Consider the following 21,188-nt stretch of genomic DNA (forward strand, 5'->3'; position numbering starts at 1 on the left):
TTCCCCGGGTCCCGCTATCGCGGGGTCAGAACGCAGAACTCATGGCCATCGGGATCGGCCATGACCACCCAGTCGACCTCGCCCTGACCGATGTCGACGCGCGTCGCCCCGAGGGCGATGAGACGCTCGACCTCCGCCTGCTGATCGCCGTCGGCGGGTGGAGCGAGGTCGAAATGCAGCCGGTACTTCCCGGTCTTCGGCTCCAGCGGCGGACCACCCCAGGTGATCTTCGGGCCGCCGTGCGGCGAGCGGATCGCGGTCTCCTGGTCCTGATCCCAGACCAGCGGCCAGCCCAGCGCCTTGCTCCAGAAGTAGCCGACCTCCTGCGAGCCGTCGCACGCGAGCGCTCCGACGAATCCGCATTCGGCCAGGAAGTTGTTGCCCGGCTCGATCACGCAGAACTCGTTGCCTTCGGGGTCCGCGAGCACGACATGCTCCTCCTCCGGACCTTGACCGATGTCGAGGTGCCGGGCGCCGAGCTCGAGCGCCCTCGCCACCGTCTCCTGCTGGCCCTCGAGGGACTTGCTCGTCAGGTCGAAGTGCATCTGGTTCTGGCCGATCTTCGGCGCCTGGGACGGAAGGAAGCGGATCCGGAACCCGGTGTCATCGCTCGGCAGGAGCGCGATGCCGTCCCGGGGGTCGTCGGCCAGCTCCCAGTCCAGGACACCGGCCCAGAAGCGCGCCAGGCGGAGCGGGTCGTGTGCGTCGAAGCAGAGCGCGTGGAGACGACAAGCCATTCCGCTCCGCACCTCCGATCTGCTGATTCGCAGCCGCAGAAAGGGCACGCCTGCCGTACCCATGGAGAAAATAACGTCAGGCACTCGGCCCCCGCCACGCATTTTTCCCGCGCCCGTCGTTCCACCACGGAGGGGCAGCCAGCCGGAGAAGGAAGTAGCGAGTCGGTGTGTGCGCCGGGTCCTGAAAGTGCCCTGCGAGCAGGCGCGGCTCCACCCCGGCATGTGCCCGATGCCAGGACCGCGGTGGAGTCTTCTGGGCACATCATGCGGTCGAGCGCGGTGACCTGGCCTGCCTGCAAGTGTGGCCGGACGACGGCGAGGATGGCGCCGGAGTTGACGTTCTCATGCTCGTTGCTCGACCTGGAGTGGTTTGCTGGGTTCCCGCACGTAGCAAGCTGCCGGAAGAGGAACTGATGAGGTTAGCGAGGCGTGGCTCCCGGAACGGGCTAGCCGTTTTCTTCATCATGGTCATGCTCACTGCCTGTGCTCCTGCGGTTGCCGTATCGAAGGTTCCATCTCCAGAGCCGGCCTGGTACGGGACGGGAACGAACGAGAAGGTCGCAGCTGATGAGGCATGCCCTACCGGCGACGGCCCCAGGGGGCTGGACTGCCGCAAGACAGATTCCAAATACAAGGCAGCTCATAGATTCGACGCATGTATGGAGCAGCACCAAGTCAAGAATGCGAACATTCTGTGCCATCGCACTTTGATCGCCTGGTTTGAATGCAAAGAGGGCGCGCTGTCGAACGGTGTTACTTCTAGGATGTGCGACGCTTCGGCCGACTCCTATCTGTCCTGCCGTACCGGAACTCCTCCCCGCTCTGACGATGTCTGTGCGGCTGGCGAACGAGAGTACCTGCGGTGCCCCGGAGCGTATGGTGACCCCTTCGTCGACTGTGGAGACTTACGGCATCCCTATTATGAATGTCGCGGTGATCCTAGAGGGAGTGCCCCGTTCTGTGCCACATATCTTGAGGTTCTGAGCGTCTGCCGCAAGCTCAAGGTCGGATGTGCAGACCTCCTGGACAAGTTCCTCACCTGCACAGACGTAGAACTATCCGCCGATGAATGCGCTTTCGGCCAGCGGATGCGGATCTATTGTCTCCGCGACATCAATGAAGGCGTTTTCCACAGGGCGGACACATGTGACGGTCAATGGCGTCAGGCGATGACTGCATGCCCGGATGAGGATCAAAGCACTGTTCTGTGTTCGATGGGTGCGAGCTGGCGAGACGCGAGCTATTCGATCTGCGAGGGTCAGGCAGGTGTCGCTTATCTGAAAGGGCAAGCGACAGAGACGCACATTTGTTGGACGGGTGGCGATGCTGCCGAACTCATGAAGCAGGTTGCGGAAGGCATCCGGGAAGACACGTACATGCGCGTGGTTCACTTGAACGGCGAAATCAGCTACGAGGTCATGAACCCCTGAAGCCCAGGGCGCTGGAGCATACGCTCGGCAGGCGACGTCCTGCTCTTTGGCCTCCGGTGACACAACCCCGCTCCCTCCCAGGTCAGAGGGAAGGGGTGACGAGTCGGCCTGTAGGCCGGGTTCTGTCCTTCGTGAGAAGGGGCGACCATCCATCTAGGGCCGCCGTTGCCGGCGGCCTCGAGCGGTCTACCCGCGCGGCTCGGGCGGGCAGCCCTCGAACGTCGCGCGCGGAACGCTCCGGAGAGCGTCCCTTCTTGACCTTGCTCCGGGTGGGGTTTACCTAGCCGCCCACGTCACCGTGGGCGCTGGTGGTCTCTTACACCACCCTTTCACCCTTACCTCCCGTCAACTGGGAGGCGGTCTGCTTTCTGTGGCACTGTCCCGCGGGTCACCCCGGGTCGGTGTTACCGACCACCCTGCCCTGTGGAGCCCGGACCTTCCTCGGCGGGCCTGATGGCCCGACGCGGTCGCCCGGCCGACTCGTCTGCAGCACTTTACCAAGCTCTGCGAGGTTCCCGGTCAGCGGCGCAGGTGTGAGGTGTCGTTGAACGACTTCACCACGGCCGGGCCGTCCGCGTAGTACTCGATCAGCGACAGGCAGGCCACGTCGAGGTGCATGCGGTAGAGGGACTCCAGAGGGGCCAGCAGGGCCAGGCGCAGCAGCATCTTGATGGGCGTGACGTGGGAGACCGTGAGGACGGTCTTGCCCTCGTAGCGCTCCACCAGCCGCTCCCCCGCCGCCTGGACGCGGCGGGCCACCGTGGCGAAGCTCTCGCCGCCCGGCGGCGCGGTCTCCGGGTCGGCGAGCCAGGCGGAGAGCTCGGCGGGCCAGCGGCGCTGGACCTCCGTGAACGTGTGGCCCTCCCAGTCGCCGAAATCGAGCTCCCTGAGGTCCTCGTCCACCTCGACGTCGAGCCCCGTCCGTCCGGCGACCGCCTCCGCGGTCTGCCTGGCGCGCTTGAGGGGTGAGCTGACGATCACATCCAGCCGGTACGGCTCGCGCGACAGCCGTTCGGCGGCCGCCGCGGCCTGGGCCAGGCCGTTGGGTGTGAGCTCGGCGTCGCCCCTGCCCGAGAACCTGCGCTCCACGGACAGGGCGGTCTCGCCGTGCCTGAGCAGGAGCAAGGACGTGGCCACGCGGGTGGGCGGGGCCCAGCCGGTGCCCTTGGCGGGCGCCTTGGCCGTGCGTTGCTGGGCCGCGGCGGTGGAGGCGGTTGGGGCGGATATTTCGGAGATGGTGCCGATGGCGCCTATGTCGAGGAGGTCTGTCTGCTGGGCGATCGGGGGCGGCGTGGTGGGCGCAGGGGTGCGGGGCGAAGGGGGCTGTCCCGCTGCGGCCGGCGGCTCTTCGTGCGGCGCTGGTTGGGTGGTGCCGCCGGCCTTCCAGGTCAGGCCCTTGGCGGCCGCGTCCATGGCCTCGTTGGCCAGGCGGTCGGCGTGCTTGTTGCGCTCGCGGGGGATCCAGGTCCACTCCGTCACCCGCAGCCGCCTGACCAGGGCTCCGGCTTCCGTCGCGAGCGGCCGCAGCCCCTCGTTCTTGATCTTCCAGCGGCCCGCCATCTGCTCGATGACCAGCTTCGAGTCCATCCGTACGGCCACCGGCGCGCCCTCGCCGCCCAGCCGCAGCACGGCCTGCAGGCCGGCGATCAGGCCGCGGTATTCGGCGACGTTGTTGGTCGTGACGCCGATGGCCTCGGCCGCCTCCGCCAGCACCTGGCCGTCGGAGGCGTCCATGACCACCGCGCCGTAGCCGGCGGGGCCCGGGTTGCCGCGCGAGCCGCCGTCCGCCTCGATGACGTAGGAGGTCACAGGCCTGACTCTGCCGTACGTACGAGGATGCGCCGGCACTCCTCACAACGGAGGACCTCGTCGTGGGGCGCGGCCTTGATGCGGTTCATCTCGGCGATGGACAGGGCCACCTTACACCCCTGGCACCGGCCGCCCCGCAGCATCGCGGCGCCCACGCCGTACTGGGCCTTGAGCTTCTCGTAGAGCGCCAGCAGGTCGGCGGGGATCTCGCCGGAGACGCCGGCGCGGCGGCCCTGGACCTCCGAAGCCTCCTTGTCGATCTCCTGGAGCCCCTCGTCGCGGCGGGCCTCGGCGGTGGACAGGGCGGCGGCGAGCTCGTCGCGCTGCCTGATCAGGTCGGTGACCTTGGTGTCGGCGGCCTCCCTGCGCTCCATGATCTCCAGCACGATCTCCTCCAGGTCACCCTGGCGCTTGTGCAGCGAGGCGATCTCGGACTGCAGGCTGGAAAGGTCGCGCGGCGAGGTCACGGCGCCGGAGTCGAGGCGCTTCTGGTCACGGTCGGCACGCGTGCGTACGGCGTCGACGTCGCTCTCCGCCTTGGCCTGCTCGCGGGCCAGGTCGCCCGCCTCGGTCTCGGCCTCGATCACCTGCGTGGCGATCTTGGCGAACAACTTCGACCGCTCGTCGATCTCGGCCAGCTCGGGAAGGGTGCGGCGGCGATGGGCCAGCCGATCAATCACGGAGTCGAGCTCTGCCAGGTCGAGCAGTCTCTTCTGGGCCTCAGGGGCTGCTTTCATGATCAATATCCTTTTGTCCAAGCATCGGTGACCGTGGCGGAGACGCGCGTTTCAACGGTAACGCCACTGGAGTGCAGGATGGACGCCGCGCTGTCGAGCCAGGGCCACTCGGTCGCCCAGTGCGCGGCGTCGATGAGCGCGGGCCCGCCCGACTCCACGAACTCGCTCGCCGGATGATGCCGCAGATCCGCCGTCAGGAACACATCGACCTCGGCCGCCTTGGCCGTGCCGAGCAGGGAGTCGCCGGCGCCGCCGCTGACCGCGACGCGGGTGACGGGCCGGTCGGGATCGCCTGCCACGCGGATGCCCCACGACGTACGGGGCAGGCCCTTGGAGACCTGCGCCGCGAAGTCGCCCAGCGTCATCGCCGAGGGCAGCTCGCCGATGCGGCCCAGACCCCGCCACGGGTCGTCCGGGAACGGCTGGAGCGGCACGAGGTCGCCCACCAGGCCCACGGCCCTGGCAAGGGCGTCGGACACGCCGGGGTTGGCCACGTCGGCATTCGTGTGGGCGGTGTAAAGGGATATGTCGTTCTTTATCAGGGTGTGGATCAGGCGGCCCTTCGGCGTGGTCGCGGCCACGCTGGTGGTGCCGCGCAAGTAGAGCGGGTGGTGGGTGACGATCAGGTCGGCCCGCCACTCCAGGGCCTCCTCGGCCACGGCCGCCACCGGGTCGACCGCGAACAGCACCCGGCGCACCTCCTGGGCCGGATCCCCGCAGACCAGCCCCACGGCGTCCCACGACTCGGCCCGGGCGGGCGGGTAGGCCGCCTCGAGCACCTCGATCACATTCCTCAACGACACAGCAGCCACCTGCGCAGACTATCGGCACGGAGGAGGGTGTCGGTGGAACGGCGTCCGGCGTAGTGTAAGTGAATCCTGACCTGCGGAGGGCGGCATGTCACCAAGCGTCGCGATCGTCGGAGCGGGGTTCGGCGGACTGTGCATGGCCATCCAGCTCGAACGGGCCGGGATCCGCTCGTACGTGGTCTTCGAGAGGGCTAACGGCCTCGGGGGTACCTGGCGCGACAACAGCTATCCCGGGGCAGGGTGCGACATTCCCTCGCATCTTTACTCGTACTCATTCGAGAGGTACGCGAGCTGGACCCGCCGTTACCTAGAACAGCCCGAAATTCTTGCATATCTTGAACATTGCGCCGATAAATACGACGTCAGGCGAAAAATCCGGTTCGGCGCCGAAGTCCGGCGCGCCGACTTCGACGGCACCAGGTGGCAGGTGACGAGCGGCGACCGCACCGAGCCGTTCGACGTGATCGTCACCGGCACGGGCCAGCTCAACCGCCCCCACCTACCCGACATTCCGGGAATGCCGGACTTCGGGGGCGTCTCCTTCCACTCCGCCCGCTGGAACCACGCCCACGACCTCACCGGCCGCCGCGTCGCGGTGATCGGGAACGGGTCGTCGGCGGCCCAGCTCATCCCGCGCGTCGCGGAGCAGGCCGAGCGCCTGTACGTCTTCCAGCGCACCCCGAACTGGGTCATCCCCAAGCCGGACACCACCTTCGGACCGCTGGCCAGGCTCGGCTTCCGCTTCGTCCCCGGCCTCCAGCGCGCCTACCGCGAGTGGATCTACCGGTACGCCGAGGCCACCCTCTACCCCGCGCTCGCCCAGGGCTGGAGCGCGGACCTGCTCAGGAAACGCGCCCTGCGGCACCTGCACGACCAGGTGCCCGACCCGGCGCTGCGGGCCAAGCTCACCCCCGGTTACCCGCCGGGCTGCAAGCGGGTCGTCATCGACAGCGCCTTCTATCCGGCGCTGACCAGGCCCAACGTCGACGTGGTGACCGACAGGATCGTACGGATCACGCCCACGGCCGTCGAGACCGCCGAGGGCCCGCACGAGGTGGACACGATCGTCTACGCCACCGGCTTCCGGACCACCGAGTTCCTGGCCCCCATGGAGATCACCGGGCGCGACGGCCACACGCTGGAGGAGCAGTGGAAGGGCGGCCCCGAGGCGTACCTGGGCATCTCCGTGCCGAACTTCCCCAACCTCTTCCTCCTGTACGGCCCCAACACCAACCTGGGCCACAACTCCATCGTCTTCATGATCGAGTGCCAGGTGGAGCACATCATGTCCTGCCTGCCGTACCTGTCCGCCAACGGGCCCATCGAGGTGCGGCCCGAGGTGATGGCGGCCTGGCGCGGGCGGCTCGACGCGGCGATGGCGCGGATGGTGTGGGGCGGCGGCTGCCGGAGCTGGTACAAGACGGCCGAGGGCCGCGTGACGAACAACTGGCCGGGCCCCACCACCCTGTACCGCCGGCTCACCGCCAGACCCCCGGCCCCCGCCTACCGCCCCGTCGGCCCGCGGACGCCGTAACCACCACGGCGCTCGCCCGGACCCCGGCGGACGCCTGACGTCCAGCACGAGGACATCCGCGCCGGCGCCGGTGCGCGGGCGCGCGTAAGCGGGGCGCGCGTAAGCGGGGCGCGCGTAAGCGGGGCGCGCGTAAGCGGGGCGCGCGTAAGCGGGGCGCGCGTAAGCGGGGCGCGCGTAAGCGGGGCGCGCGTAAGCGGGGCGCGCGTAAGCCGGGGCGCGGGGGCGTGAGCCGGTGCGTGGGCGTGCGTAAATGGAGAGGTGAACGGTGGTGTGAAGATCAGGGAGTTGCGGGAGATCGACGAGTTCAAGGAGGTCTACCGGCTCTTCGACGACATCTGGCACCCGGCGCCGCACAACCCGCCCGTGACGATCGAGCTGATGATCGGCTTCGCGCACACGGGCAACTACGTGGCGGGCGCGTACGACGAGGACGGCACGCTCGTGGGCGCCTCGGTCGGGTTCAGGGCCGCGGGCCGGACGCTGCACTCGCACGTGACCGGCGCCGTCATCGGCAGGGGCATCGGCCGCGCGCTCAAGTCGCACCAGCGCGAGTGGTGCCTGAAGCAGGGGCTGGACCGGATCACCTGGACGTTCGACCCCCTCGTACGCAGGAACGCGCGGTTCAACCTGGTCAAGCTGGGCGCCATGCCGGAGGAGTACCTGGAGAACTTCTACGGGAAGATGGCCGACGCGATCAACGAGGGGGACGCGTCGGACCGGCTGCTGGCCGTGTGGCGCCTGACCGAAACGGCGGAACCCGGCGAACCACCCGCCGCCGAAACGCTCCTGTCGGACGAGGGCGGCCGGCCCGTGACCAAGGAGGCGCGGGGCGGCACGGTGCTCGTGGGGACGCCGGCGGACGTCGAGCGGCTGCGGCGCGAGGATCCGGCGGCGGCCGCGGCGTGGCGGCTGGCCGTGCGTGACACGCTTGGCCGGCTCATCAAGGCAGGCTGGCGGGTCGTGGGTTTCACCGAACGCGGAGAATACGTGATCTCGCAGGTTAACTAGGTATTCCACCAGAGTTTCCGGTCTCTGTAATGTGGCGGCTAGGCAACGCTTAGCAAGGAGATTCGCATGGCGGAGTTCACCCCGACCGTTCCTGCGCGAGTCCTACCGTCCGTCACCGTCCGCGACCTGCCCGACCCACCCCGATCGACCTGGCGCATCATCGGCCCGGGGCTGGTCGGCGCGGGTGTGGGGCTGGCGTCGGGCGAATTCATTCTCTGGCCGTACATCGCCTCCCAAGTCGGGCTCATCTTCGTCTGGGGAGCCGCGATCGGCATCATCACGCAGTGGTTCCTGAACATGGAGATCGAGCGTTACACTCTGGCCACCGGCGAGACCGCGCTCACCGGCTTCAGCCGGATGTGGAAACACTGGGGCCTGGTCTTCGTGGTGATGACGCTCTGCTCGAACCTGTGGCCCGGCTGGGTCACCACGTCCGCGACGATGGTGACGTACCTGACCGGGTCGGGCGCGGGCAGCGTGCGGTGGATCGCCATCGGCATGCTCGTCGTCATCGCGCTGGGCCTGACGCTGGCGCCGGTGATCTACACCGCGCTCGAACGGGTCATCTTCGTGAAGATCATCCTGGTGGCCACGCTGATCCTGGTCGCCGTCCTGTTCGCGATCAACGCGGACAGCTGGGTCCAGCTCGGCAAGGGCCTGACCGTGGGCGCCGGGTTCCCGGTGCCGCCGCTGGAGTTCTCGGTGCTGATGGGCGCCATCGCCTACGCCGGCGCGGGCGGCGGCCAGAACCTCTGCCAGAGCAACTGGATCCGCGACAAGGGCTTCGGCATGGGCCAGTACGTGCCGCGCCTGGTCAGCCCGGTGACCGGCCAGGAGGAGGCGGCCGCCTCGACCGGCTTCCAGTTCGCGCCCACCAAGGAGAACCTGGCGCGCTGGCGGCAGTGGTGGCGCTTCGCGAACATCGAGCAGGCCTGGACGTTCGCCATGGTGTCGTTCGTGACGATCGCGTTCATGTCGATGCTGGCCTACTCCACCGTGTTCGGCCGGGAGGGGCTGGCCAACAGCATCCAGTTCCTGCAGGTCGAGGGCCAGGTGCTGCAGGAGGTCGTCGGGCCGTGGTTCGGCGTGCTGTTCTGGGTGATCGGGGCGCTGGCGCTGTTCGCCTCCGCCATGGGCATCGTCGACTACACCTCGCGGCTGGCCTCCGACACGATCAAGACGGTCTACCTGCGTGACAAGCCCGTCTCGGTGAACCGCGTCTACTTCTACACCGTCTGGGCGATGGCGCTGATCGGGATCGCGGTCCTGCTGGCGGGCTTCGACCAGCCGCTCATCCTGCTGGTGTTCTCGGCGTGCTTCGCGGCCGTGATGATGTTCGTGTACTCGATCCTGCTGATCATCCTCAACCGGCGGTCGCTGCCCGAGCCCATCAAGGTGCGCTCGTACCGGCTCGGCGCGCTGATCTGGTCGGTGGCGTTCTTCGGCACGCTGACCGTGCTGGTCGTCATCCAGCAGGCGCAGAAGCTGTTCGGCTGATCGCAGGGGAGCGACCTGCCCCGGAAGTTGACCTCAACCTCACTTGAGGTTACAGACTCGGCCGCATGAACGTGATAGAGGTGACGAGGTTCGGCGGTCCCGAGGTGCTGGAGGTCCGGCAGGCGCCGGAGCCGGAGGCCGGCCCGGGGCAGGTGCTCATCGGCGTGTCGGCGGTGGACGTGATGTCGCTGGACGCGCAGTTGCGGACCGGGTGGGGGCAGGAGTGGTTTCCCGGCGAGCCACCGTTCGTGCCCGGCACCGGCGTGGCCGGGCGGGTGCTGTCGGCAGGCGACGGGGTGGACGAGGCATGGGTGGGGCGGCGCGTGGCCGCGTTCCTGCCGGGCGGCGGCGCGTACGCCGAGCGGGTCGTGGCCGACGTCGAGACGGTCGTCGCGGTGCCGGACGAGGTGCCCCTGTGGCGGGCGGCCGCGCTGATCCAGGTCGGACCCGCGGCCCTGAGCCTGGTGGAGGCGGCCGAGCTGAAGCCCGGGACGCGGGTGCTGGTCACGGGGGCCGGCGGGGCGCTGGGGCTGCCGATCGTGCGGCTGGCGAGCGCGGCGGGGGCCCAGGTGACGGCCGCCGCCCGTGGCGCGGCGAAGCGGGCCGCGGCCCTGGACATGGGCGCGGCGCGGGCCGTCGGCTACGACGAGCTCGGCGGGCCCTTCGACGTGGTGTTCGACGGGGTCGGCGGGGAGGTCGGCGGCGCCGCGTACGAGCTGGTCGAGCCCGGCGGCACGTTCTTCGCCTACGGCGTGCCCAGCGGCTCGACCGCCCGGATCGAGCCCGGGGGCGCGCGGGTGGTGGGCATGGAGCAGGTCCAGTTCGCCCCGGACGAGTTCCGGCGGCTGGCCCGGCAGGCCCTGGAGCACGACACCCTCACGACCGTCGTGGGACTGGCCGTGCCGCTGGAACGGGCGCACGAGGCCCACGCCGCCCTGGAAAGCCGCGAGCTGGTCGGCAAGGCGGTCCTGCTGGTCACCGCCCAGGCCGCCCGCTACCACGCCCACGGCGGCCCGGAGGTGCTGGCTCTGGAGGAGATCCCGCTCCCCCAGCCCGGCCCGGGACAGGTGCGGGTCGCGGTCAGGGCGGCCGGGGTCAACCCCATCGACTGGAAGATCCGCAGCGGCCTCATGGGCGCGCCCCTCGGCGAGCCTCAGGGCACCGGGCTCGAACTGGCCGGGACGATCGACGCCCTCGGCCCCGGGGTGAGCGAGTGGCGGCTCGGGGATCCGGTGTTCGGGCAGGTCAAGGGAGGGGCCGCCGCCACGCACGCGATCGCGGAGGCGAGCCTGCTGACGGCCAAGCCGGACGATCTGACGTACGAGGAGGCCGCCGCGCTGCCCGTCGCCGTCGAGACGGCCCGGCGGGCGCTGGCCGCGCTGGGCCTGGAGGAGGGCCAGACGCTGCTGATCCACGCGGTCGCGGGCGGCGTCGGGCTGGCCGCCGCGCAGCTCGCCCTCGCCGCGGGCGCCCGGGTCGTCGGCACGGCCGGCGAGCGCCATCACACCTTCCTGCGCGGCCTCGGCGTCCACCCGGTCACGTACGGCGAGGGCCTGGAGGAGCGCCTTCCCGGCCCCGTCGACCGGGTGCTGGACGCCTCGGGGAGAGGCGAGCTGGAGCTGTCGGTGAAGCTGGCCGGCGACCCCGCCAACGTGATCAGCATCGCCGACCGGGCCGGCGCGGCCAGGCTCGGCGTGCGCTTCACCTCCGGTGGCGTGAAAGGACCGGTGGACCACCGGAACGTACGGATCCCCGTCGCGGAGTCGTTCCCCCTGGAGCGGATCGCCGACGCGCACCGGCGCAGCGAGGACGGCCACTTCCTGGGCAAGATCGTGGTGAACACGGAAGGGACCTTGCCGCGATAGCACGGCACACTGGTCTCCATGCTGGAAACCTCGGCCCGCCTGCTGAAGCTCCTGTCCCTCCTCCAAGCGCGCCGGGACTGGACCGGCCCCGAGCTGTCGTCCCGGCTCGGGGTCTCCACCAGGACGATCCGCAACGACGTCGAGCGCCTGCGCACGCTCGGCTATCCCGTGCACGCCACGCCCGGGGTCGCGGGCGGCTACCGGCTGGGGGCCGGGGCCGCGCTGCCGCCGCTGCTGCTCGACGACGAGGAGGCCGTCGCGGTGGCGGTCGGGCTCGGCCGGGCGGCCGGGGGCGGCGTCGAGGGCATCGAGGAGACCTCCGTGCGCGCCCTGGCCAAGCTGGAGCAGGTCCTCCCGTCCCGGCTGCGCCGCCGGGTGAACGCCCTCAACACCTACACCGTGCAGATCCCGGGCGACACCCCGGCCGTACCCCCCGAGGTGCTGACCACGATCGCGAACGCGGCCCGCGACCACGAGCGGCTGCGCTTCGACTACACCGGCCACGACGGCGCGACGGCCGTGCGGAACGTGGAGCCGCACCGCCTGGTCCACCGGCGCGGCCGCTGGTACCTCCTGGGGTACGACGTCGAGCGGCAGGGCTGGCGCACGTTCCGGGTGGACCGGGTGCGCCCGCGCACTCCGGCCGGGCCCAGGTTCACCCCGCGCGAGCTGCCGGAGGGCGGCGACGTGGCGGCGTACGTGGAGAAGGGCGTCAACACGGCGACGTGGCGCCACCGGGCCACGGTGCTGGCGCACGCCCCGGCCGACCGGCTGGCCCACCTGCCGCTCGGGCTGGAGGTGGAGCCGGTGGACGAGGCCACCAGCCTGGTCAGGCTGGGCGGCGACGACCCGGACAGCATGGCCGTGTGGATCGGGTTCCTGGGCGTGGACTTCGAGGTGCTCGACCCGCCCGAGCTGGCCGAGGCCGTGCTGAGGCTCTCCGAGCGCTACCGGCGGGCGGTCAGCGAACGGTAGGGCCGCGGTCAGCGGGCGGCCCCAGGCTCGACCGCATGAACAACATGACGCGAGTGGCGGGCGGCAAGGACGACTTCCAGCTCGTGCACCACCTCACGCTCAAGGGCAGCCAGTTCGAGATCGGCAGGGCGCTGACCGAAGAGGCACGCCGGCTGGGCTGGGCCCCCACGCCGGCCGACCCGGCGGTGAACCGGGCCCGCAGGACGTGGTTCGAGCGGCACTGGCCGCAGCACCACGCCCGCATGGACGGCGCGGCGGCGGTCCTCGGCCTCGACCCCGACCAGGACGACCTGGCCCTCGACGGGCTGAACTACGTCCCCGAGGGCTCCGGCTGCTCGGCCCTGTGGATCCCGCCGTCGGCCGCCGCGGACGGCCACGGCCGGATAGGCCGCAACTACGACTTCTTCCCCCTGACCACCAGCGAGGTGATGGGCACCGCGCCCAGGCCGGGCGAGCTGCCGATGGCCTCGCGCCCCTACGTGATCACGACGGTGCCCGACGAGGGGCTCGCCTCCACCGTGATCACCATGTCGGCCCTGGACGGCTGCATGGACGGCGTCAACTCGGCCGGCCTGGCGGTCACGCTGCTGGTGGCCGACTTCGAGCGCGCCGCGCCGCCGGAGCGCGTCTCGCCGCAGGTCGGGGTGGGGAGCGTGCAGCTGCCCAGGTTCCTGGTCGACACCTGCGAGAACGTCGAGCAGGCCAAGCAGGCGCTCCTGGGCGCCAAGCAGTACGACCACGGCCTGTCCCTGCACTACCTGGTGGCCGACGCGAACGGGCGGGCGTTCGTGTGGGAGCGTGGCAGGGACGGCAGCGAGCACATCGTCGAGCTCGGCGACGGCCCGCTCTGCGTCACCAACCACCTGCTGCACCGCCACCCCGACCCGACGAAGCTGCCCGCGGACAGCCCGGGCAGCTTCGGGACCTACGAGCGGCTGCGCACGCTGTACGAGCGCAGCAAGGGCGTCACCGTGTCACCGCGGGACCTGCGCGACCACCTGCGCGCGGTCCGGCAGGCCGAGGATCCGGCCCTGCCGTTCCGCACGTTGTGGACGACCGTCTTCGACACCGCCGACCGCACCCTGTCGGCCCGCTTCTACCTGGGAGACGGCCGCGGCTACAGCGAGGAGCTGGTGTTTCACCCCTCCGACAGGTAGTCCTCGCGGACCTTGGAGCGCGACAGCTTGCCCGTGGGCGTGCGCGGCAGCAGGGAGCGGTATTCGATCTCCTTCGGGTGCTTGAACCTGGCGATGCGCGGCCCGCAGTGCTCCAGCAGCTCGGCGGTGAGTCCGGGGCCGGGCGTGACCCCTGCGGCGGGCTGGACGAGGGCGACCACGTTGTGGCCCCACTCCTCGTCCGGCACCCCGATGACGGCCACGTCCGCCACCGCCGGGTGTTCGAGCAGGGCGGCCTCGATCTCGGCGGGGTAGATGTTGACCCCGCCGGAGACGATCAGGTCGGTGCGCCGGTCGCACAGGAACAGGTAGCCGTCCTCGTCCAGGTATCCGATGTCGCCCGGCGAGTACCACTCCCCCAGCATGCTGGCGGCCGTCTTCTCCGGGTCCTTGCGGTACTCGAACGTGCCCATGGCCGACTTGACGTAGATCAGGCCGGGCTCGCCGGGCGGCAGCTCGGCGCCGTCCTCGTCCACGATCTTGGCCTCGAACGTGGGCGCCGGCCGCCCGACCGTGCCGGGCCTGGCCAGCCAGTCGTGCGGCTTGACCGCGAACGCGATCGCCGACTCGGTGGAGCCGTAGTACTCGTACAGCACCGGCCCCCACCAGTCCATGATCTGCTGCTTGACCGCGACGGGGCAGGCGGCGGCGGTGTGGATGACCTGGCGCAGGCTCGACACGTCGTACTTGCCCCTGACCTCCTCCGGCAGCTGCAGCATGCGGTGGAACATGGTCGGCACCATCATCGCGTTGTTGACCCGGTATCGCTCGACGAGCTCCAGGATCGTCACCGGCTCGAACTTGGGGGCGACGACCACGGCGTGCCCGAGGTGCAGCGCGAACTGGGTGTGCGCGCACGGCGCGGAGTGGTACATCGGCGAGGTCACCAGGTGGACGTCGTCGCCCGGCTTGAGGTCCACGACCTCGCCGAGGAACCACTGGTAGGCGGGCACCAGCTGCTCGGGTGCGACGCCCGGCAGCGGCCGCTGCACGCCCTTGGGGAAGCCGGTGGTGCCGGAGGTGTACCACATGACCGCCCCGGACGTCCGCTCGCCGGGCGCGCCGGTGGGCTGCCCTTCGGCCAGCCCCGCCGTGCCGATCTCCCCGCCGGGCACGGCGTGGTCCGGGCCGGTGACCACGATCTTGGCGTCGCAGTCGGCCAGGATGTACGCCACCTCCGACGCCGTCAGGTGCCAGTTGATCGGCACGTAGTAGAGCCCGATCTGCGCGGTCGCCATGACCATGACGATGGCGTCGATGCCGTTGGGCAGCACGCCCGCCACCACGTCGCCGGTGCCGAGCCCGCGCGCCCTGAGGCCGTGCGAGACCCGGTTGACCCGGGCGAGCAGCTCGCCGTAGGACGTCCTCGTGCCGTCGGAGTCGATCACCGCGAGGCGGCCGGGGTCGGCGGCGGCGATGGCGTAGAAGCCGGGCAGCTGGCTGACGTCCATTTAGAGCTCCAGCAGTTGCGCGAGGCGGGCGCGGTGGATGCGGGGCGGGCCGAGCAGCACCTCGTCCGCCTTGGCCCGCTTGTAGAACAGATGCGCGTCGTGCTCCCAGGTGAAACCTATGCCGCCGTACAGCAGCAGGTGGTCGCGGGCCACCTCGAAGCAGGCGCGGCCGACGTACGCCTGGGCGAGGGCGGCGGCGCCGGGCAGCTCGTCCGGTGACTCGTCGGCGGCCCAGGCGGCGTACCTGACGATGGACTCGGCCTGTTCGAGCTTGCAGTGCATGTCGGCCAGCTTGTGCTTGACGCCCTGGTAGGAGCCGATGTACCGGCCGAAGGTGACGCGGATCTTGGCGTAGGCCACGATGGCGTCCAGCGCCGCCCGCATCACGCCGAGCTGCTCGGCCGCCAGCGCCACGCACAGCAGGTCGCCGACGTCCGGCGCCGGCCCCAGCACGCGGGCGGGCGCGTCCTCCAGGACCACCCGCGCCTGGCCGCGCGTCGGGTCGAGCGTCTCCAGCGGGGTCCTGGTGACGCCGGGCCCGGCCAGCTCGACGGCGACCAGGACGTCGCCGTCGCCGCCGCGCGCGGGCGCCACCAGCACGTCGGCCTCCATGCCGCTGAGCACCTGCGCCGGCGTGCCGCGCACGGCCCCGCCGTCGAGGTCGACAGGGGTCTGGGCGAGGGTGGCCGTGGTGCGGCCCTCCGCGACGGCGGCGAGCAGTTCCTTGTCGGGGGCGCGGGTCAGGGCGATCGCAGCGAACGCGGTGGCCAGGAACGGGCCGGGCAGCAGGGCCGCGCCCGTCTCCTCCAGCGCGACCGCGAGTTCGGCCAGGCCCGCGCCCGCGCCGCCGTACTCCTCCGGGATGATCAGGCCGGCCAGGCCCAGCTCGCCGTTGAGCCTGGCGTAGACCTGCGGGTCGTAGCCGTGCCGCGCCTTGGACAGCGGCGAGGCGGCGCCCAGGAAGGCGCGCACGGCCTCGCGCAGCTGCCGCTGCTCCTCATCGAGTACGAGCTTCACCCCTGCGTCCCCACCTTCAGGTCCTTGAACGGCACGGTCTTGTCCACCCGGGGCTCCGGCGGCAGGTTGAGCACGCGGTCGCCCACGATGTTACGCATGATCTCGTTGGTGCCGCCGCCCAGCGACATGGCCGGAGCCAGCGAGATCGCGTGCGCGAGCGGGGAGTCGCCCAGGACGGCCTCCGGGCCGGCGAGCCGCGTGGCCAGGTCGGCCTGGAACATGGTCAGCTCGGCCAGCAGCAGCTTGGCGGCGCTGCCCCGGGCGCCGGGGAAGATCCCCGCCTCGGTCTCCTGGGCCAGCCGCTGGTTGAACAGCGCCAGGGCGCGGCTGCGGATGTGCAGCTCGACCAGCTCGTCGCGGACCAGCGGGTCGCCGGTGTCGACCACCCGGCGCAGCGCCTCCAGCGAGGTCGGGTCCTCCTTCTGGCCGCTCATGCCCACGCCCGCCGAGATCGACAGCCGCTCGTGCAGCAGGGTCGTGACGGCCACGCTCCAGCCGTCGTTGACCTCGCCGACGCGGTGCTCGTCGGGGATGGGGACGTCGTCGAAGAAGACCTCGTTGAAGTTGGACCTGCCGGTCATGTCCTTCAGCGGCCGGACCGTGACCCCGGGGTGGTGCATGTCCACCACGAACATGGTCAGCCCCTTGTGCTTGGGCACCTCCACGTCGGTGCGGGCCAGCAGCAGCCCCCAGTCGGCGTGGTGGGCGACCGAGGTCCACACCTTCTGGCCGTTGACGATCCAGTGGTCGCCGTCGCGCTCGGCCCTGGTCTGCAGGCTGGCCACGTCGCTGCCCGCGCCCGGCTCGGAGAAGAGCTGGCACCAGATCTCCTCGCCGCGCAGCAGCGGCCGGACGAACCGCTCGCGCTGGGCGTCGGTGCCCCGGTCGACCAGCGTGGGGCCGGTCATGCCGAGGCCGATCGAGAAGACGTACGTGGGGAGGGTGAAGCCGCGGGCCTCGGCGGCGAACGCGCGCTCCTCCGCCTGCGTCAGCCCCTGGCCGCCCCACCGCCGCGGCCACGTGATGCCGGAATAGCCGGCGTCGTGGAGCTTGGCCATGAATTCCTTGGCCCGGGCGATCGGGTCTCCCCCGGGCCGGTCGTCCGCCGGGACGTTCTCCTGCAGCCAGGCCCTGGCGGACCGCCGATAATCAGCAAGGTTCACATCGACTCCCTTGGCATCAGTGCTCACTTACTCTAATCAGGCGACCGGATGCCGCATAGAGCACTGTTCCGCAGCTCTTTTAGCGGGATTTGTCCCTGAATCTCCGCTAATTGGATGCGGGGGCACGTACTGTGATCATCTGATCACGGGGGGATGGGGAGTGATCGAACGGCTGGGCCGGTCCATTCGCGCGCGCCTGGCGCTGTTCGCCAGCGTCGCCATGGCACTGCTGTGCCTGGTGGCGGGGTCGTTCTTCCTGTGGGTGGGGCACAACACGGCCGTCGACATCCGCACGAGGGAGGTCACCACAGCGGCGCTGCACGTGGGCCACGACATCCAGCGCAATCACCTGCACGCCCTGACCAACTTCGACCTGAAGGGCATCCAGGTCATCGACCCGACCGGTCACGTGGTGGCCTCGACGCCGAACCTGGAGGGCATGCCGCGCCTGACCGCCGTGGTGCCCGACCCGAACAGCCCCAGCCGCACCGACGAGCTGTGCGAGCTGCCCCAGCTCGGCGAGGACTGCCACATCACGGCGGCCGTCCGGGTCTACGACGAGGCCGGCGACTGGCTGGTCTACGCCTACGACTCCACGGTGCCCTGGTACATCCACCCCTCCGTGATAGCCGTGCTGGTCGTGCTGACCGTGCTGCTGGTCGCCTTCACCTGGTTCGGCGTGTCCAAGGTGGTGGCCAGGACGCTCGTGCCGGTGAACCAGATCACCAAGCGGCTGAACGAGATCGGCTACGGCGACGAGACCATGCGCGTGCCCGTACCGGAGAACGCCGAGGAGATCAAGGCGCTCGCGGAGGCCGCCAACCACACGCTCGCCCGGCTCGACGTCGCGATGGAGCAGCAGCGCCGGTTCGCCTCCGACGCCTCGCACGACCTGCGCAGCCCGATCACCGCCATGCGCGCCGAGCTCGAGGCGGCGATGCTCGCCCCCGAGGAGACCGACTGGTGCGAGGCCGGCGGCAAGCTGATGGCCAGCCTCGACCGGCTGCAGAACATCGTCGCCGACCTGCTGACGCTGGCCAAGCTCGAAGCCGGCGCGCCGTCGCGGCTCGAGTCCGTCGACCTGGCCGAGCTGGTCGCCGCCGAGACCACCAGGCCGCGGTCGAAGAAGATCGTCACCGCGCTGCAGCCCGGCGTGGTCGTCACGGGCGACCGGCTCAAGCTGGCCCGCCTCCTGACGAACCTGCTGGACAACGCCGAACGGCACGCCGAGAGCACGATCATCGTGACCCTGCGCCGGAACGAGCAGGCCGTGCTCGAGGTGCTCGACGACGGCGCGGGCATCGCGCCGGACCAGCGCGAGGTGGTCTTCCGGCGCTTCACCCGGCTGGACGCCTCGCGCAGCCGCGACGCCGGCGGCACCGGGCTGGGCCTGCCCATCGCCCGCGAGATCGCCCAGGCCCACAGCGGCACCCTCAGGATCGAGGATTCCGACACCGGCGCGCGCTTCGTGCTGCGATTGCCGATACGAAAGGAGTGAATGTGGGTATGAAAAATTTTCCGCCCTTTGCTGGATTTCGGGCGTGCACGATTACTACGCATAGGAGGTGAGTTACTCGCTGTGACTTCAGGGTTCAGCCGATTACGGCGCGAGGATCTGCTCAAGACGGCCTGCGAGGTCATCGCGGAGCGCGGGTTCGGGCATACCCGGACCATTGACATCGCCAGAGCCGCCGGGGTGAGCCAGGCGCTGCTGTTCTACCACTTCGAGTCCAAGGATCGGCTGTTCGCGCAGGCCTTCACCTACGCCGCCCGCCAGCATCTCCACTCGCTCGAACACATCGAGGAGTCCACGGGCACGCCGCTCGAACGGCTGCGCACCCTGCTCAGGCTCTCCTCCCCGGCGATCCCCACCGAGGGATGGCGGCTGTGGATCGACGCGTGGTCCGAGGCGATGCGCAACTCGGAGCTGGAGGAGATCTCGCGCCGCCTCGACTCCCGGGGCCGTCTGGTCCTGCGCGCGATCATCGAGGCGGGCGTGTCGTGCGGCGAGTTCAAGTGCGACGACCCCGACGCCTCCACGTGGCGGATTCTCGCGCTCGTGGACGGGCTCGCGATCCAGACGCACGCGCATCCCAAGGTGCTGACCAGGCGCAAGGTGAACACGCTGATCCGGACGGCCGCCGCGGCCGAGCTCGGGCTCTCTCCGGAAACCCTGTGACCCTCCCCTCTTCCGACGCTATTGGATGCTTCGTACAATTAGCGGCGAGGAGAGGAGCACGCGATGGGATCCCGATCCGCACCGAGCTCTGCCGCCGCCCGCGAACGCGACGAGCAGGTCGCCGGCAGGAGCGCCTACCGAGCGGTCATCGAACGGCTCTCCAAGGCGTCGGTCGACAAGCACTGGGAGCCGTACCGGGACATCCCGTGGGATGACCCGGAGTTCGCCGTGGACCCGGCGGATCCCCGCTGGGAGCTGCCGGAGGTCGACAAACTGGGCGGCCACCCGTGGTACCGCAGCCGCCCGCCCGAGGTGCGGGCGGCGATCGGGCTGTGGCGGGTGGCCACCGCGATGAAGGTCGGGCTGCAGTTCGAGAACCTGCTCAAGCGCGGGCTGCTCAACTACGCCTACCGGCTGCCGAACGGGTCACCGGAGTTCCGGTACGTCTACCACGAGACCATCGAAGAGGGACATCACGGGATGATGTTCCAGGAGTTCGTGAACCGTACCGGCTTACCGATCCGCGGGATGCCGGGGCCGCTGTCGCTGATCGCGCAGGTGGCGCCGTGGATCCCGCTGATCTCGACGGAGCTGTTCTTCGTGTTCGTGCTCGGCGGCGAGGACCCGATCGACCACGTCCAGCGCAAGGTGCTGAAGGACGGGCGGGCCCACCATCCGCTGGAAGAGACGATCATGCGGATCCACATCGCGGAGGAGGCCAGGCACATCTCCTTCGCCCGGCACTACCTGCGCAACCGGGTGCCCCGGATGCCCGCGTACCGGCGGCTCCTGCTGGGGATCATCTCCCCCGTCATCCTGGGCGTGATGGCCCGGATCATGCTGTCGCCCCCGGGGCCGATGATCCGGCGCTTCCGCATCCCGGCCCACGTGGTCGCCGAGGTCTACCTGCGCAATCCCGCCGCCAAGCAGGAGATCCGCGACTCGGTGAGCAGGACGCGGGAGCTGTGCACGGAGATCGGCCTGATCAACCCGGTCACCCGGCGGATCTGGCGGGCGATGGGCATCTAGCCGGCCGGTCGCCGGGCGATCAGCACCTCGATGAGGTCCGTGTACTCCCAGGTCCCCGAGGGGTCGAGGGCGAGCAGCGCCTTCCTGGCCGCCTCCTTGAACGGCTCCAGCCGGTCGCCGAGGCGGGCCGGGGAGCTGTAGCTGTAGGACAGCTGCAGGCCGATCACGGCGTCCACGTCGTACGTCAGGCGGTGCTCGTACATGGTGGACTCCAGGTCGCTGAACGGCGAGGTGGCCAGCACGTCGTGGGGGTGCTCGCCGCTGGCCTGGAAGGAGTCGGTGGCCGTGAACGTGTACGCGTCGAACTCCTCGCGCACCCGGCGCATCGTCGGCTCCCAGGGCTCCTCCACCGGTTGGCGGCCCGGGCCGACGAGCGCCACGACCCCGCCGGGCGGCAGCAGCTCGTCGAGCTCGGCCAGCACCGCGCGGCGGTCCATCCAGTGGAACGACCTGCCCATGACGATGTGGCCGAACGCCGGGAGCTCGCGCAGCCTCGTCGAGTCGCCGCGCAGCCACCGGATGTTCGGCACCCCCGCCGCCAGCGCTCTGCCCGTCTCCAGCATCCCCTCGTCGGGATCGACGGCCAGGACCTCGCCCACGCTGCGCGCCAGGGGGATCGCCACCGTGCCCGGGCCGCAGCCGAGATCGAGCACGACGCCGTCCGGGCCGAACGTCCTGGCCAGGTGCTCGATCGCCTGATCCCCGTGATCGGGGCGGTACTTCGCGTAGTAGGGGGCCGCGCCGCCGAACAGGTCTGTCATGGATGGGACCAT

19 protein-coding genes and 1 other RNA gene are annotated in these 21,188 nt (G+C 70.3%); 11 read left to right on the forward strand and 9 right to left on the reverse strand.

Going from position 1 to position 21,188, the window contains the following annotated elements; all coding sequences use genetic code 11:
- Positions 1–14: 14 nt before the first annotated feature.
- A complete protein-coding gene (locus tag HD596_RS58225) occupies positions 15–737 on the reverse strand; it encodes a VOC family protein (protein ID WP_185077881.1) in 723 nt (240 codons plus the stop codon).
- Between the two features lie 659 nt (positions 738–1,396).
- Between HD596_RS58225 and HD596_RS58230 the strand changes: the two genes are divergently transcribed.
- Positions 1,397–2,167: a hypothetical protein gene (locus tag HD596_RS58230; RefSeq protein WP_185077882.1), complete on the forward strand. Its 771-nt coding sequence runs from the start codon at positions 1,397–1,399 to the stop codon at positions 2,165–2,167.
- Between the two features lie 95 nt (positions 2,168–2,262).
- Here the strand turns inward: HD596_RS58230 and rnpB are convergent.
- From rnpB to HD596_RS58250, 4 genes are all read right to left on the reverse strand, one after another.
- An RNA gene (rnpB, locus tag HD596_RS58235) (RNase P RNA component class A) lies at positions 2,263–2,650 on the reverse strand.
- 36 nt (positions 2,651–2,686) lie between these two features.
- Positions 2,687–3,976: a bifunctional RNase H/acid phosphatase gene (locus HD596_RS58240; protein ID WP_185077883.1), complete on the reverse strand. Its 1,290-nt coding sequence runs from the start codon at positions 3,974–3,976 to the stop codon at positions 2,687–2,689.
- A complete protein-coding gene (locus HD596_RS58245; RefSeq protein WP_185077884.1) occupies positions 3,973–4,713 on the reverse strand; it encodes a zinc ribbon domain-containing protein in 741 nt (246 codons plus the stop codon). Before HD596_RS58245 ends, HD596_RS58240 begins: the two co-directional genes overlap by 4 nt.
- A 2-nt stretch (positions 4,714–4,715) precedes the next feature.
- The gene (locus HD596_RS58250) at positions 4,716–5,516 is read right to left on the reverse strand and encodes a Nif3-like dinuclear metal center hexameric protein (RefSeq protein WP_185077885.1); all 801 of its coding nucleotides are present in this window, start codon (positions 5,514–5,516) and stop codon (positions 4,716–4,718) included.
- 94 nt (positions 5,517–5,610) lie between these two features.
- Here HD596_RS58250 and HD596_RS58255 point away from each other — a divergent pair, with 94 nt between their 5' ends.
- From HD596_RS58255 to HD596_RS58290, 7 genes are all read left to right on the forward strand, one after another.
- Positions 5,611–7,056 carry a flavin-containing monooxygenase gene (locus HD596_RS58255; protein WP_185077886.1) on the forward strand — a complete coding sequence of 482 codons (1,446 nt, stop codon included), beginning with the start codon at positions 5,611–5,613 and terminating at the stop codon, positions 7,054–7,056.
- Between the two features lie 54 nt (positions 7,057–7,110).
- Positions 7,111–7,284, forward strand: coding sequence for a pentapeptide repeat-containing protein (locus tag HD596_RS66095; protein WP_185079417.1), 174 nt, complete (start codon positions 7,111–7,113; stop codon positions 7,282–7,284).
- 30 nt (positions 7,285–7,314) lie between these two features.
- Positions 7,315–8,064 (forward strand): GNAT family N-acetyltransferase, encoded by a 750-nt coding sequence (locus HD596_RS58265; RefSeq protein ID WP_185077887.1) that lies wholly within the window; start codon positions 7,315–7,317, stop codon positions 8,062–8,064.
- A 66-nt stretch (positions 8,065–8,130) separates the two neighbouring features.
- On the forward strand, positions 8,131–9,561 hold the full coding sequence (locus HD596_RS58270) for an Nramp family divalent metal transporter (RefSeq protein ID WP_185077888.1): 1,431 nt from the start codon (positions 8,131–8,133) through the stop codon (positions 9,559–9,561).
- Positions 9,562–9,626: 65 nt separating this feature from the next.
- Complete coding sequence (locus HD596_RS66230) at positions 9,627–11,426, forward strand: alcohol dehydrogenase catalytic domain-containing protein (protein WP_246555520.1); 1,800 nt, start codon at positions 9,627–9,629, stop codon at positions 11,424–11,426.
- 18 nt (positions 11,427–11,444) lie between these two features.
- Positions 11,445–12,401 carry a helix-turn-helix transcriptional regulator gene (locus HD596_RS58285; protein ID WP_185077889.1) on the forward strand — a complete coding sequence of 319 codons (957 nt, stop codon included), beginning with the start codon at positions 11,445–11,447 and terminating at the stop codon, positions 12,399–12,401.
- Positions 12,402–12,436: 35 nt separating this feature from the next.
- Entirely contained in the window at positions 12,437–13,558 is a 1,122-nt protein-coding gene (locus HD596_RS58290; RefSeq protein WP_221520097.1) for a C45 family autoproteolytic acyltransferase/hydrolase, read from the forward strand.
- Here the strand turns inward: HD596_RS58290 and HD596_RS58295 are convergent.
- From HD596_RS58295 to HD596_RS58305, 3 genes are read right to left on the reverse strand one after another with little or no spacing between them, the layout of a single operon-like run.
- Complete coding sequence (locus HD596_RS58295) at positions 13,540–15,027, reverse strand: AMP-binding protein (RefSeq protein WP_185077890.1); 1,488 nt, start codon at positions 15,025–15,027, stop codon at positions 13,540–13,542. The two genes, HD596_RS58290 and HD596_RS58295, sit on opposite strands and share 19 nt — an antisense overlap.
- On the reverse strand, positions 15,028–16,044 hold the full coding sequence (locus tag HD596_RS65460) for an acyl-CoA dehydrogenase family protein (protein ID WP_185077891.1): 1,017 nt from the start codon (positions 16,042–16,044) through the stop codon (positions 15,028–15,030).
- Positions 16,041–17,207: an acyl-CoA dehydrogenase family protein gene (locus HD596_RS58305; protein ID WP_185077892.1), complete on the reverse strand. Its 1,167-nt coding sequence runs from the start codon at positions 17,205–17,207 to the stop codon at positions 16,041–16,043. Before HD596_RS58305 ends, HD596_RS65460 begins: the two co-directional genes overlap by 4 nt.
- A 160-nt stretch (positions 17,208–17,367) precedes the next feature.
- Between HD596_RS58305 and HD596_RS65465 the strand changes: the two genes are divergently transcribed.
- The 3 genes from HD596_RS65465 (at position 17,368) to HD596_RS58320 (ending at position 20,415) form a co-directional block, all read left to right on the forward strand.
- Complete coding sequence (locus HD596_RS65465; RefSeq protein ID WP_185077893.1) at positions 17,368–18,705, forward strand: sensor histidine kinase; 1,338 nt, start codon at positions 17,368–17,370, stop codon at positions 18,703–18,705.
- An 81-nt stretch (positions 18,706–18,786) separates the two neighbouring features.
- On the forward strand, positions 18,787–19,386 hold the full coding sequence (locus HD596_RS58315; protein ID WP_185077894.1) for a TetR/AcrR family transcriptional regulator: 600 nt from the start codon (positions 18,787–18,789) through the stop codon (positions 19,384–19,386).
- 63 nt (positions 19,387–19,449) lie between these two features.
- Positions 19,450–20,415, forward strand: a complete 966-nt coding sequence (locus HD596_RS58320; protein ID WP_185077895.1) for an AurF N-oxygenase family protein — start codon at positions 19,450–19,452, stop codon at positions 20,413–20,415.
- Here the strand turns inward: HD596_RS58320 and HD596_RS58325 are convergent.
- On the reverse strand, positions 20,412–21,176 hold the full coding sequence (locus HD596_RS58325) for a class I SAM-dependent methyltransferase (protein WP_185077896.1): 765 nt from the start codon (positions 21,174–21,176) through the stop codon (positions 20,412–20,414). The genes HD596_RS58320 and HD596_RS58325 overlap by 4 nt on opposite strands.
- Positions 21,177–21,188 lie beyond the last annotated feature (12 nt).

Source organism: Nonomuraea jabiensis, assembly GCF_014204795.1.
In the GTDB taxonomy this organism is placed as follows: Bacteria; Actinomycetota; Actinomycetes; order Streptosporangiales; family Streptosporangiaceae; genus Nonomuraea; species Nonomuraea jabiensis.

Excerpts from the sequence above, each read along its gene's own strand:
- HD596_RS58290 (WP_221520097.1), top strand. The coding sequence starts at position 12,437 with ATGAACAACATGACGCGAGTGGCGGGCGGCAAGGACGACTTCCAGCTC.
- HD596_RS58320 (WP_185077895.1), top strand. The coding sequence starts at position 19,450 with ATGGGATCCCGATCCGCACCGAGCTCTGCCGCCGCCCGCGAACGCGAC.
- HD596_RS58270 (WP_185077888.1), top strand. The coding sequence starts at position 8,131 with ATGGCGGAGTTCACCCCGACCGTTCCTGCGCGAGTCCTACCGTCCGTC.
- HD596_RS58245 (WP_185077884.1), bottom strand. The coding sequence starts at position 4,713 with ATGAAAGCAGCCCCTGAGGCCCAGAAGAGACTGCTCGACCTGGCAGAG.
- HD596_RS58255 (WP_185077886.1), top strand. The coding sequence starts at position 5,611 with ATGTCACCAAGCGTCGCGATCGTCGGAGCGGGGTTCGGCGGACTGTGC.
- HD596_RS58285 (WP_185077889.1), top strand. The coding sequence starts at position 11,445 with ATGCTGGAAACCTCGGCCCGCCTGCTGAAGCTCCTGTCCCTCCTCCAA.
- HD596_RS58325 (WP_185077896.1), bottom strand. The coding sequence starts at position 21,176 with ATGACAGACCTGTTCGGCGGCGCGGCCCCCTACTACGCGAAGTACCGC.
- HD596_RS58230 (WP_185077882.1), top strand. The coding sequence starts at position 1,397 with ATGGAGCAGCACCAAGTCAAGAATGCGAACATTCTGTGCCATCGCACT.
- HD596_RS66230 (WP_246555520.1), top strand. The coding sequence starts at position 9,627 with ATGAACGTGATAGAGGTGACGAGGTTCGGCGGTCCCGAGGTGCTGGAG.
- HD596_RS58225 (WP_185077881.1), bottom strand. The coding sequence starts at position 737 with ATGGCTTGTCGTCTCCACGCGCTCTGCTTCGACGCACACGACCCGCTC.
- HD596_RS58295 (WP_185077890.1), bottom strand. The coding sequence starts at position 15,027 with ATGGACGTCAGCCAGCTGCCCGGCTTCTACGCCATCGCCGCCGCCGAC.